At 54.4% G+C, this 12,953-nt stretch carries 7 protein-coding genes, 1 tRNA gene and 1 pseudogene; 6 read left to right on the forward strand and 3 right to left on the reverse strand.

The features are described from left to right. Positions 1-157 precede the first annotated feature (157 nt). The 5 genes from dpiA to H5P17_RS19615 all read left to right on the forward strand — a co-directional run bounded on the left by dpiA (position 158) and on the right by H5P17_RS19615 (position 7,408). Positions 158-844, forward strand: coding sequence for a two-component response regulator DpiA (gene dpiA, locus H5P17_RS19595; protein WP_182824739.1), 687 nt, complete (start codon positions 158-160; stop codon positions 842-844). A 113-nt stretch (positions 845-957) separates the two neighbouring features. Next, positions 958-4,047, forward strand: coding sequence for a beta-galactosidase (locus H5P17_RS19600; RefSeq protein WP_182824741.1), 3,090 nt, complete (start codon positions 958-960; stop codon positions 4,045-4,047). 113 nt (positions 4,048-4,160) lie between these two features. Next, a tRNA-Asn gene (locus H5P17_RS19605) sits at positions 4,161-4,236 on the forward strand. A gap of 457 nt (positions 4,237-4,693) precedes the next feature. Next, a complete protein-coding gene (locus H5P17_RS19610) occupies positions 4,694-5,893 on the forward strand; it encodes a DUF4236 domain-containing protein (protein WP_182824743.1) in 1,200 nt (399 codons plus the stop codon). Between the two features lie 663 nt (positions 5,894-6,556). Beyond that, complete coding sequence (locus H5P17_RS19615) at positions 6,557-7,408, forward strand: toll/interleukin-1 receptor domain-containing protein (protein ID WP_182824745.1); 852 nt, start codon at positions 6,557-6,559, stop codon at positions 7,406-7,408. A 94-nt stretch (positions 7,409-7,502) separates the two neighbouring features. Here the strand turns inward: H5P17_RS19615 and H5P17_RS19620 are convergent. Next, a pseudogene (locus H5P17_RS19620) lies at positions 7,503-7,952 on the reverse strand (IS3 family transposase); the annotation flags it as partial. Between the two features lie 605 nt (positions 7,953-8,557). On the opposite strand from H5P17_RS19620, the gene katG reads away from it, so the two are divergent. Beyond that, positions 8,558-10,756 carry a catalase/peroxidase HPI gene (katG, locus tag H5P17_RS19625; protein WP_182824747.1) on the forward strand — a complete coding sequence of 733 codons (2,199 nt, stop codon included), beginning with the start codon at positions 8,558-8,560 and terminating at the stop codon, positions 10,754-10,756. Between the two features lie 124 nt (positions 10,757-10,880). Here the strand turns inward: katG and H5P17_RS19630 are convergent, their stop codons facing one another. After that, positions 10,881-12,506: an MFS transporter gene (locus H5P17_RS19630; RefSeq protein WP_182824749.1), complete on the reverse strand. Its 1,626-nt coding sequence runs from the start codon at positions 12,504-12,506 to the stop codon at positions 10,881-10,883. Then, positions 12,490-12,924 carry a DoxX family protein gene (locus tag H5P17_RS19635; RefSeq protein ID WP_182824752.1) on the reverse strand — a complete coding sequence of 145 codons (435 nt, stop codon included), beginning with the start codon at positions 12,922-12,924 and terminating at the stop codon, positions 12,490-12,492. The genes H5P17_RS19630 and H5P17_RS19635 overlap by 17 nt, the downstream gene beginning before the upstream one ends. Positions 12,925-12,953: the final 29 nt, after the last annotated feature.

Genomic DNA, 12,953 nt, shown 5'->3' on the forward strand with positions numbered 1-12,953 from the left:
CCCCTTTCGGTTAATAAGTTATTTAATGTTCTTTATTTACTTAATTATTTTTATGGTATTTATTATTGAGATAATCTTTATTTTACGCGGCAATTAACTTACATTTTCGTAGCATATTGATCGCAATCTGCAAGACGACGGGGAGACGGGATTCACTATGGAATGGCTGAATATACTGATCGTCGAAGACGAAACGCCGCTGGCAGAGATGCACGCGGAATTTATCCGGCAAAACGGCGGCTGCCGGCAAATCTGGTTGGCGGGTACCCTGGCGCAGGCCCGTACCATGGTCGAGCGCTTCAAGCCGGATCTGATCCTGCTGGACAACTTCCTGCCCGACGGCCAGGGCATTGAGCTGCTGCGCGAACTGACGCTAAGCGGTTATGCCGGCGGTATCGTCTTTATCACCGCCGCCAGCGACATGGACACCGTGGCCGAAGCCCTGCGCTACGGGGTGTTCGATTACCTGATCAAACCGCTGGCCTATGATCGGCTGGCCCACACGCTATTGCGTTTCAGCCAGCGGCACCAGGCGCTGAAGGATAAGGCACGCCTTAACCAGCGCCGCATTGACCAGATGTTCAATACCTACGCCCGCGGCGAGCCTATGGCGACATTGCCGGCAGGCATCGATGAGCTGACGCTGGTTAAAATACGCGGCCTGTTCGAACAGCCCTCGGCCAGCCACACCGCTGAAAGCGTTGCGCAACAGATGGGGTTAAGCCGCACCACGGCACGCCGTTATCTGGAGTTTTGTACCGCTGCCCAGCAGCTGCGCGCCGAAATCATTTACGGTAAGGTAGGCCGTCCGCAGCGGATTTACCGCCCTGCTCAGCCAGAATAAGCGGTTATTTGATCGCCCCTGCAAGCTTGAATGTAACCGCTTTACTTTTTGGGTTCTCGTCAGCATCTTATTCGGCATGATGCCCCTCTACTCTGCCGACAGGACGATCGCCGATGAGTACACTGCCCTCACCTTCCCTGAAAGACCTTATTGCCCGTCGGGACTGGCAAAATCCGGCCTGCACCCATTATCAGCGGCTGGCTGCGCATCCGCCTTTTGCGAGCTGGCGCGATCTGAACGCGGCGCGTGACGACAGCCCCAGCAGCAGCCAGAAAACGTTAAACGGTGACTGGCAGTTCAGCTATTACCGCAGCCCGCAGGCGGTGCCCGAAGCCTGGCTGCGGCAAGACCTGCCCGATGCCGACCGGCTGGCGGTGCCGTCCAACTGGCAACTTGCCGGTTATGACGCGCCGATCTACACCAACGTCCGCTACCCGATCCCGGTCAACCCGCCACTGGTGCCGGAAGAAAACCCGACCGGTTGCTATTCCCGCCAGTTCACCGTCGATCCCGCCTGGCTGGCCGAGGGGCAGACGCGCATTATCTTTGACGGCGTCAACTCGGCATTTTACCTGTGGTGCAACGGCCATTGGGTCGGCTATTCGCAAGACAGCCGTCTGCCCGCCGAGTTTGACCTCAGCCCCTGGCTGCAGGCCGGTGAAAACCGACTGGCGGTGATGGTGCTGCGGTGGTGCGATGGCAGCTATCTGGAAGATCAGGATATGTGGCGCATGAGCGGGATTTTCCGCGACGTCAGCCTGCTGCATAAACCCGCCACCCACCTGAGCGATATCCGCATCACAACCCCGCTTTACGAAGGCTTCCGCCGTGGCGAACTGGTGGTGGAAGCGCACGTCAATCGACCGACGCAGCACCGGGTGCATCTGCAGCTGTGGCGCGATGGCCAATTGATTGGCGAAAAAACCCAGGCGCTCGGCAGCGAAATTATCGACGAGCGCGGTGCCTATGATGACCGCACAACGCTGCGCCTGCCGGTGGAACAGCCTGCGCTATGGAGCGCTGAAACCCCAACGCTGTACCGGGCCACGCTGGCACTGTTGGCACCAGACGGACAAATCATCGAGGTGGAAGCCTATGACGTTGGCTTCCGCCAGGTCGACATCAGCAACGGGTTGCTGAAGCTGAACGGCCAGCCGCTGCTGATCCGCGGCACCAACCGGCATGAACATCACCCACAGCACGGTCAGGTGATGGATGAAGCCACGATGCGCCACGACATTCTGTTGATGAAACAGCACAACTTCAATGCGGTGCGCTGCTCGCACTACCCGAATCACCCGCTGTGGTACCGGCTGTGCGACCGCTACGGGCTGTACGTGGTCGACGAAGCCAATATTGAAACCCACGGCATGCAGCCGATGAACCGGCTTTCCGACGATCCGCTGTGGCTACCGGCGATGAGCGAGCGCGTGACGCGCATGGTGCAGCGGGATCGCAACCATCCCTGCATTATTATCTGGTCGCTGGGCAACGAATCCGGCCACGGCTGCAACCACGACGCGCTTTATCGCTGGGTGAAAAGCCAGGACCCTACTCGCCCGGTGCAGTATGAAGGCGGCGGCGCCAACAGCGCCGCAACCGACATTATCTGCCCGATGTATGCCCGGGTGGATCAGGATCAGCCGTTCCCTGCCGTGCCCAAGTGGTCGATCAAGAAGTGGATCGGCCTGCCGGATGAACAGCGACCGCTGATCCTGTGCGAATACGCACACGCGATGGGCAACAGCTTCGGCGGTTTTGACCGCTACTGGCAGGCCTTCCGCCAGTATCCGCGCCTGCAAGGTGGCTTCGTCTGGGACTGGGTCGATCAGGCACTGACCCGCCGCGATGATAACGGGGATGAATACTGGGCCTACGGCGGCGACTTCGGCGACACGCCTAACGATCGGCAATTCTGCCTTAACGGTCTGGTATTCCCCGATCGTACGCCACACCCGGCGCTGTTCGAGGCGCAACGCGCCCAGCAGTTTTTCCAGTTTGCCTTCGATGCCACGACGCTGACGTTGACCGTCAGCAGCGAGTACCTGTTCCGCCATAGCGATAACGAACGGCTGGACTGGCGGCTGGAACTGGACGGCGTTGAACGCGCCAGCGGCAGCTTTGACCTTGCGCTACCGCCGCAGGGCAGCGCCAGCTTCCACCTGCTCGACCGCTTGCCGATACTTCATCAGCCCGGCGAGCTGTGGCTGAATGTGGCGGTGGTACAGCCCCTGGCCACCGACTGGTCCGAAGCCAACCATCGCTGCGCCTGGGATCAATGGCCGGTACCGCGCACCCTGCATTTGGCGCCGCCGGCACCGAAAGGCATTGCTCCGCAGCTGAGCCAAAATGACCGGACGATTGAGATCGGCCACGGCAAGCAACGCTGGCAGTTTACCCGCGAAAATGGCCTCCTGAGCCAGTGGTGGCAAGATGGCGAAGCGCTGCTGCTGACGCCGCTGCAAGATAACTTTATTCGTGCGCCGTTGGATAACGACATCGGCATCAGCGAAGTGGAACGCATCGATCCCAATGCCTGGGTCGAACGCTGGAAGCTGGCCGGCATGTACCGGCTGGAAGAGCACTGCACGCTGCTGCAGGCCGATCTGCTGAGCGACAGCGTGCGGGTGGTGAGCGAGCACCGGTTCGGGGTAGATGGGGAAACGCTGTTATGCAGCCGCAAACAGTGGTTGTTCGACAGCCAGGGCGCGGTCAGCGTCAGCGTTGACGTCGCGATCGCCGCCAGCCTGCCGCCACCGGCGCGTATCGGCCTGACCTGCCAATTGGCGGACACCCATTCGCAGGCACAATGGCTGGGCCTGGGGCCGCATGAAAACTATCCGGACCGTCGCCTCGCCGCGCAATTCGGGCGCTGGCAGCGGTCGCTGGAAGAGCTGCACACGCCATACATCTTCCCCGGCGAAAACGGCCTGCGCTGCGACACCCGCCAGTTGCAGTACGGCGACTGGCACATCGACGGACAGTTCCACTTTTCGCTCAGCCGCTACGGCCTGCGTCAGCTGATGGACTGTAGCCACCAGCATCTGTTGCAACCGGAAGCCGGTACCTGGCTCAATCTGGACGGCTTCCATATGGGCGTCGGCGGCGACGATTCCTGGAGCCCGAGCGTCAATGCGGACTACCTGCTCAGCCGCAGCCATTACCACTATCAGTTGCGGTTAAAACGCGCGGAACAGGGCTAAATCTGCCAAAACCTCAACGGGTTGCGCATTCTGTAAGCAAACAGTCACAGAATGCGTAATCCGCCTTTGACATGCTGCCAACACCCCGTTATGATTCCGGCCGTTCACACGATTCCTCTGTAGTTCAGTCGGTAGAACGGCGGACTGTTAATCCGTATGTCACTGGTTCGAGTCCAGTCAGAGGAGCCATATTAGAGAAGCCCGCTCAGGGAAACCTGAGCGGGCTTTTTGCTTTTGTTTTTTCTGACCGGCGGCTATGAGCGAGGAGCGGGCGAGATCGACTCCCCATAGAGGCTACCTTAAGTGGCGTATGGTGAATGTAGGCAAGGAGCATGTTTCATGGTAAGTGGACTGATGCTTTTAGTGAACACTCATAATTATTAGCGGTAGTAACAATACGTTCCGCAAGTTATTTCTGGTTATCATCGACATATTTTCTATAGAAATTTAGTCTGCGGAGTGTAAAAATAACTCACGAAGAAGCAAGAGCACCGCTGTATTTCTCTGGAACAATAATCAATGGCAATAAATTAGTTCGGGGATGCGCTAAGAGTTGGGCTTCTGTATCGATTTGATGTTCATATTTTGATGTTCATATAAAGAAAACTTCGAAGTTTGACACGTATTACTACACAGGGATTACCTTATGCCACTTCGCTTCAGACAAACATTCACTCTTTTCCCTGGCGTTCGTCTTAACATCGGTAAGCGTGGAATAAGCGCGAGCATTGGCGTACATGGCGCAACAGTCAATGTTGGGCAAAAAGGAATCAGAGCAACAGTCGGATTACCAGGTTCAGGTGTATCGTATACAACACCTACCTTCCCCTTCGAAGATAAGCATTCAGTTACCCATCCACCAACTCCGTCGTCTACAGACTCTCATTTTGAGATACCCGAGGCCGCGCCAAGTAATACTCCATTAAACGCCAAAATTTATATGCCCCAGGCTGGCATGAATGAAATTTCCAGCGCTTCGATTGAAGTTCTGACAAGTACATCCCTTTTACCTTTACGAGATTTGATGGCTAAAGCACGAGAGCAAAAGGCTGAGATAAAAGCTGATTTACAAGAGGCTCTTGCTGAAGAATCAAAACAAAAGAGCGAATTGATTCGACGTAAATCAAGCATATTCCGTTGGTTTTACAAACGCCGTATTGCAGAACTTGAGACAGATCTTCCCCAAACTCAAGCAGAAATATCTCGTCTCATATCTTGGGAAGATAGCACTAACATTGCTATGACTTTCGAAAGTAGTGATTGCTCACAGCGAGCTTATGCTGCAATGGTTCGTGCATTCGACGTATTAAAATCGAGTATCAAAAAATGGGATATTACCGCGGATAAGGCTACAGACCAGTTTGCCGAAAGGACGCTAGCAACTAGGTCTGTTAATCGCCATCCGGTTACCTTCGATTTCAGTTCAACTGATCTCATTCAGTTCACAGGACGAGCGATGCGGTTTGAAAATATCAACGGTGACGATATCTTGCTTTATCCAGGTGTTGCTGTCATGCCACGCGCCGATGGGGCATTCGCTCTGATTGACTTACGCGAACTACAAATCAGTGCAGAACATCGAGGATTCCAGGAGGAGGATGGTGTTCCGAGTGATGCCAGTGTAGCTGGGTATACGTGGGCGAAAACAAACAAGAATGGCTCACCAGACCGTCGATTTAAAGATAACTATCAAATCCCCATTTGTGTTTATGGGAATATTACTTTCCAGTCTCAAACCGGGATAACTGAAGAATATATGGTATCGAATGCCGATGCCGCTCAAGCCTTTGCCGAGGCAGTCAAACGCTACCAGATCTCGCTCACTGAATCTGAGTTGTTGGTATAGCGTCTTAAACGTCCGCTATGAGCGAGAAGCGGACATCGGCTCTTAATCGTCATTGTGATAAAATATGACTGAGCACGTGTTTGACTGGTGGCTATTTTATAAACAGTATAACAGCGGAATGACACCGATACACCATAAGACGGGAATAGGAGAACGTACGAGGGAGCGATCCATCGGAAACGGTGGGGATCTTTAAGTCCAGTCAGGTCTCGCCACTTCTGATTTGAGTACCGGGAATCACCTGATTTCTGAGAAACTCATCAGGAGGGCGAGGCCTATGGAAAAACGCCCCTACGGGCCGCGGCGTTCTTGCCCTGGCTTTTCGTTACGCTTACCGTTTGGCAGCTTTATACAAAAAAACAGGCTGTACCAGGCATAATCCGGCAGTTTATCGAGAAAAATGTCCGTCAGACTGTCTTTTTCGTCCGTAACTCGGTGCCATATCCGCGTGCATAACGATCCATGCTATTAAAACGCACTGACGCGATTGTGGAGCGCTTTAAGGGGAGAAGATGTATGTTTTGAGGCTCAGACTGGAAAATCGCGCACCGCCCGTCTGAGCAGTGCGCGTAAGGCGACGTTATGGTAAATAGCACGATATTGATTATGTATATGAGGTGTCACCTCGGTGTATAATCATATTAAAAATAAACAGAGGTGTGTATGGAAAAGGTTTTTAGTGACATCATTATTGATGAAATTTACAAAGGAGTTGTTCAAAGAAATTACCCAGAAAAAATATTGACATGGCCTTTAATTAATGGTTTTAACATAAAAGTAGGCTCTCTTTTAGGAAAGTACCAAATTCTTATTTATAAGAACACTGGGAATAGCGGATTCAAGACATCCAATGGTATTGGTGAGTTATCGAAAGATATCTTTAATGGATGTTTTTATCCAGATGGGAGTCTTGACTTTAAAAATGCCACATTAGTAGTTGAGAAAATGTTTGATGTTAAAGAAAAAGATGCTGTTTTTATTGTAGAGACCATAACAAATGGCGATGGAACCTTTGTTAAAAGTGGTTCGTATATTGACGAACAGATTAATATTATTTTAAAAAAACATGAGATGGCATTAAATATGATACCATTGCAAATATTCCTCAGTCACAAAACTATCGACAAGCCCAAAGTCAGGGAGTTTCATAAAGTATTAAAGACTCTAGGTTTCGATCCTTGGCTTGACGAGGACAAAATGAATGCTGGAGTTGAGTTGGAACGCGCTTTAATCAAAGGGATGAAAGATTCTTGCGCTGCTGTTTTCTTTATTACACCGAGTTATAAAGATGATAGTTACTTATCCGCCGAAATTAACTACGCTATATCTGAAAAAAGAAAAAGACCTGATTTCTCAATTATAGCCTTGGTCTATGAAGAGGTGGGTAGAAAAGGTGTTGTGCCTGATTTACTAACCCCATATGTGTGGAAGGAACCTAAGAATGATTTGGAGGCCATGAGGTATTTGCTTGATGCTTTACCTGTGAAAGTGGGTTCTATTGAGTTGAAAAAATAGAGTTTACTTCAGTTATAGTCGTTAACTCATAAGGTTCAAAAAGAATAAGCTAAATTGAAATAAAAAAACCGCCTAAAAATGAAGTGAACCCCATTTATTGGACACTTTTTCTCGCGGCTAATATGGCCTGAGTTCGGTACTGTACCGGGCTTAGGCCGTTTAGTTTTACTTTGATTCGCTCGTTGTTGTAGTAGTCGATGTAGTGAGCTACGGCTTCTTTCTACTGTTCAGTGTCTTTGTACTCTTCGTTGTACAAACACTCACTTTTCAGGAGACCAAAGAAGTTTTCTATCACTGCATTATCGAGGCAGTTCCCTTTTCGTGACATGCTCTGTTTGACACCATGCGAGGTAAGTTTCGCCTGATAACTTGCCATTTGATACTTCCATCCCTGATCCGAATGCAGCACCGGGTTGTCGTTCTCACCAAGTTTCTGCAATGCCACATCAAGCATCTTGCGAACGAGGTTTACCCCAGGAATTTTATCCATATTCCAAGCAACGATCTATCGGTTATACAGATCCAATACTGGGGATAGATACAGCATTATTTTAATTATGGGAAGTTAACTCATCAAACCGATTGATTTTAAAAAATACTATTTATGTAAATGCGGTACTACCTTAGTCCGCTTCTAGTACAAAGCAGACCTATCATCTTACCAAAACGCTATCAACCCCCCATAGTTTGACTAGAAATCCATTTATCAGCACGCCAACAATTAATTAGCTTATTATCGGACAAGTTATTTTCCCTCATATAAATCATTTTACAAAAAAACCACCAAAGAAGCATTAATCAAGAAATCCGCTTTATTAACGCAATTAACGCAACGCCGCCCTCTTTCCCTTCCTTTTAACACCTCTATCAATAAAATAAAACTCAATAGCCAAAAACTATCACAACAGTCAACTATTCCTATTTTATCTATCTGCATCTACTGACTACGCTTAATGCTGAGTGTCGATAGGCTCCCCGCTGCGAGCCTGACGAAGAGAGATCATTTTTTATTATTGTAAATCAGTTGATTAGATAAACCCTTAGCGCAACACCCGATGTGGGCTTTCGCCCGCGACAGCAAGCTAACGGCTCCCTCAGGCATCAGACATTTCGGGCCTGGCGAGCAACCTACGAAGCAGAGAGCGCAACATGACAACTGAAAGCAAATGCCCCTTTTCGGGCGGCGGTAAACTGAATGCCCCGCGCCGCGGCCCTTCGAATCAAGACTGGTGGCCCAACCAACTTAGCCTGAAGCCGCTGCACCAACACTCCCCCCTCTCCAACCCGATGGACCCGGACTTCGACTACGCCAAAGCCTTCAACAGCCTTGATCTGGCGGCGGTGAAACAAGACCTGCACGCCCTGATGACCGACTCGCAGGAGTGGTGGCCGGCAGACTTTGGCCACTATGGCGGCCTGTTTATCCGCATGGCCTGGCACAGCGCCGGGACCTACCGCATCGGCGACGGTCGCGGCGGTGCGGGTGAAGGCCAGCAGCGTTTTGCGCCGCTCAACAGTTGGCCCGACAACGTAAGCCTTGATAAGGCCCGTCGCCTGCTGTGGCCGATTAAGCAAAAATACGGCCGTAAAATTTCCTGGGCCGACCTGATTATCCTGACCGGCAACGTGGCGCTTGAATCCATGGGCTTTAAAACCTTTGGCTACGCGGGCGGCCGCGCCGACACCTGGGAACCGGATGATGTTTACTGGGGCTCGGAAAAGATCTGGCTGGAACTGAGCGGCGGTCAGAACAGCCGCTACTCGGGCGATCGCGACCTTGAAGACCCATTGGCCGCAGTGCAAATGGGCCTGATCTACGTGAACCCGGAAGGGCCGGACGGTAACCCCGATCCGGTCGCTGCGGCGCGCGACATCCGCGAAACCTTCGCCCGCATGGCGATGAACGACGAAGAAACCGTCGCGCTGATTGCCGGCGGCCACACCTTCGGCAAGACCCACGGCGCGGGCCCGGCGTCGCACGTTGGTGACGATCCTGAAAGCGCAGGCCTTGAACTGCAGGGCCTCGGCTGGCATAGCAGCTTCGGTACCGGCAAGGGTAAAGACGCCATCACCAGCGGTTTGGAAGTCACCTGGACCACCACCCCGACCCAGTGGAACCACGACTTCTTCCGGCACCTGTTCGAATACGAGTGGGAGCTGACGCAAAGCCCGGCCGGGGCGCACCAGTGGGTAGCCAAAGACGTCGGCGAAACCATTCCCGACGCCTTCGATCCCAACAAAAAGCAGCGCCCGACCATGCTGACGACTGACCTGTCGCTGCGTTTCGATCCGGCCTATGAAAAGATCTCACGTCGTTTCTATGAACATCCTGACCAGCTTGCCGATGCCTTCGCCCGCGCCTGGTACAAGCTGACCCACCGCGATATGGGACCGCGCGCTCGCTATCTCGGCCCGGAAGTGCCGGCCGAAGAGCTGATTTGGCAGGATCCGATCCCGGCGGTCGATCATGAGTTGATTAACGATCAGGATATCGCCGATCTCAAAACCCGGATCCTGGCCTCCGGCCTGCCGGTGTCGGTGCTGGTTTCCACCGCCTGGGCATCCGCCTCCAGCTTCCGCGGTTCCGACAAACGCGGCGGGGCCAATGGGGCGCGCATTCGTCTGGCGCCACAAAAAGATTGGGCGGTGAACGAGCCTGCTCAGCTGGCACAAACCCTGGCCACGCTGGAAGGTATTCAGCAGGCCTTTAACCAGGCGCAGTCAGGTAACAAACGCGTCTCACTGGCAGACGTGATCGTGCTGGCCGGTGCGGCAGGCATTGAGAAGGCGGCGATCAGCGCCGGGCACCCGGTGAGCGTTCCCTTCACGCCGGGCCGCATGGACGCAACGCAGGAGCAGACCGACGTCGAATCCTTCGAAGCGATGGAACCGGTGGCCGATGGCTTCCGCAACTACCTGAAGCAGCAATTCAGCGTGCCGGCCGAGGCGCTGTTGGTTGATAAAGCCCAGCTGTTGACGCTGACCGCGCCGGAAATGGCGGTATTAGTGGGCGGGTTGCGGGTGCTGAACGCCAACGTCGGTCAAAGCCAGCATGGCGTGTTGACCCAACGCCCGCAGGCGCTGACCAACGACTTCTTCGTCAATTTGCTGGATATGGGCACCACCTGGAAAGCGGCAAACGAAGACGGCGTGTTTGAAGGGCGCGACAGCCAAACCGGCGCGCTCAAGTGGACGGCGACGCGTGCCGATCTGATTTTCGGTTCGCACTCTCAGCTGCGGGCTTTGTCGGAAGTCTACGGCAGCTCAGACGCCCAGGGCAGCTTCGTGCGCGACTTTGTCGCCGCCTGGACTAAGGTGATGAACCTCGATCGTTTTGATCTTGCTTAAGAGATATAACGGGCGCGGCATGCCGCGCCCGTACGCCAAATACCAGTGAAGGTTTTGTCAGTAGCCTGAAAGCCCGCTTAAGCTAACCTAAGCGGGCTTTTTATTTCATTGGAGACAGCCTGTTTTATTCGCCCTTCGGCTGCCGTCCCAGGTGCCGTAAATCGAGCGTCAGGAAGTGATGCACCTGCGGTTTTTCCGGGCCAATATGAAACTTAAGCGCCTCTTGCTGTAGATCGGCATCGGCATGCGAAACCCGCTGATGCTGGCGCAAATGCTCGGCCCACGACTCCACCATAAACCACTCCATCACGCATTGCGGATCGGCGGTATGTTCAGTCAGCCCCCAGGCATAGGCACCATCGCGGCGACGTACCCGCGAAAGCTGTTGCAGCATGTGCAAAAACTGCGGACGATCTTCCAACCGCACGCGATACTCCACCTGGATCATAACCGGCCCACGGTCGTTCTCCATCGGGGTATTGAGCAAAGGCTCAGGCCAATGGTTGGAAGGCTGCAGATCGGCCTCGCCTTCCGGCAGGCGAATGCGGTGGAATATCAGCGAGATGATCAACAGCCCGATAGCGCCCGTCAGCAGCGTCGCGGCCACGCCAATTTCCTGCGCAATCAGCCCCCACAGCAGGCTGCCTGCGGCCATCGCGCCATTGAACACCATCAAATAAATCGCCAGGCCGCGTCCGCGCACCCAGTTTGGCAAAACGCCCTGTGCCGCGCCGTTCAGCGAGGTCAGTGCGATAATCCAGCCCGCCCCCAGCGCCAGCAGCAACACCACGGCCAGCCACTGCGGCGGGGCCAACGACAGCAGACCCATCACCAGCGCGGTGATCGTCGCCGCCAACAGCACCAGGCCATCAGAGTTCAGGCGTTGACGCAGCCGTGGCAGCAGGATCGCACCGCCGATCGCGCCAGCGCCGACCGCCCCCAGCAAGATGCCATAGAAACCGGCGGTGCCCCCCAGCATCTGCCGTGCCACCAGCGGCAGCAGCGCCCATACCGAGCTGGAAAACACAAAGAATACCGCCGCGCGCAGCAGCACCACGTGCAGCTCATGGCTGGCGCGGGCATAGCGAATGCCGGCGCGAAAAGCGCCAAAGAAATGCTCGGAAAGGCCGCTGTCTTCTGTCTTTGGCCTACGCCACCACAGCAACGCAGCAACCACGAACACGTAGCTCAGGATATCGGCACCGTAGGCTGCACCGGCGCCAAAACTCGCCAACAGCAGGCCCCCCGCCGCCGGCCCGATGGCTCGGGCGATGTTGATCCCCAACGAGTTCAACGCCACCGCATTTCTGAGATCGGCACGTGGCACCAGCTCCGGGACGATGGATTGCCAGGTCGGCCCCATCAGCGCCCCGCCAATACCGCCGATAAAGGTCAGCGCCAGTAAGTACTCTACGGTTAATGCCCCGCTTTGCGACAGCAACAACAAGGTGCCGCTGACGCAGGCCAGCAAAATTTGCACAAAAATAAGGAAGCGGCGACGGTCGAGAATATCCGACAGCACCCCGGCCGGGATCGCCAACAGGAATACCGGCAGCGTGGCGGCGGTCTGCATCAGTGCCACCGCCGAAGGGTTCGAGGAGAGATCCGTCACCAACCAGGAACTGGCGACGTCACGCATAAAGCTACCGACGTTGCCCAACACCGTGGCCCCCCACAGCACCGCGAATACCGGGATCTTCAACGGTGCGAAACCGCCGGGTGCTGCCTTGCTCTCAGCCGGTTCGGCCATCTTTGTGCTCCTTTAGATCGTATAGCGCCACCAGCAGCAACGCGCCTGCCAGCCCAATATGTTCAAAAAAACCGTTCATGCCGGTAAAGCACTCCGGCGGACTCAATTCCCAGAAGCGGTTAGCCATCAGCGTGGCGGCCAGGGTAAACCCGGCCAGCGCCAACGCCCCCAACCAGCGGTAGAAACCGGTCAGGATCAGCAGCGAGGCCCCCAGTTCCAGCAGGATCACCAGGCCGGCGAACAGCGCCGCCGGCTGCAGGCCAAAATGGGTCATTTCCGCCATGGCGCCAGTAAAACCCAGCGCCTTGACCAGGCCCCCCTGAATATAGGCGGCGCAAATCGCCAGCAGCATCAGCCAGCGGCTAAAGGGCGTATCAACGGCATGTCTTATCTGAGAGAGAAAAGCGCTTGCGCTCATGGTCTTCTCCGGTTCACAGGCTTTATCTC

Origin of the sequence: Serratia sp. OS31 (assembly GCF_014164835.1) — a bacterium.
Classification (GTDB): Bacteria; Pseudomonadota; Gammaproteobacteria; order Enterobacterales; family Enterobacteriaceae; genus Serratia; species Serratia liquefaciens_A.

What these genes read in the sequence shown, in the direction of transcription:
- dpiA (WP_182824739.1), top strand. Translation starts at nt 158, where the DNA reads ATGGAATGGCTGAATATACTGATCGTCGAAGACGAAACGCCGCTGGCA.
- H5P17_RS19600 (WP_182824741.1), top strand. Translation starts at nt 958, where the DNA reads ATGAGTACACTGCCCTCACCTTCCCTGAAAGACCTTATTGCCCGTCGG.
- H5P17_RS19610 (WP_182824743.1), top strand. Translation starts at nt 4,694, where the DNA reads ATGCCACTTCGCTTCAGACAAACATTCACTCTTTTCCCTGGCGTTCGT.
- H5P17_RS19615 (WP_182824745.1), top strand. Translation starts at nt 6,557, where the DNA reads ATGGAAAAGGTTTTTAGTGACATCATTATTGATGAAATTTACAAAGGA.
- katG (WP_182824747.1), top strand. Translation starts at nt 8,558, where the DNA reads ATGACAACTGAAAGCAAATGCCCCTTTTCGGGCGGCGGTAAACTGAAT.
- H5P17_RS19630 (WP_182824749.1), bottom strand. Translation starts at nt 12,506, where the DNA reads ATGGCCGAACCGGCTGAGAGCAAGGCAGCACCCGGCGGTTTCGCACCG.
- H5P17_RS19635 (WP_182824752.1), bottom strand. Translation starts at nt 12,924, where the DNA reads ATGAGCGCAAGCGCTTTTCTCTCTCAGATAAGACATGCCGTTGATACG.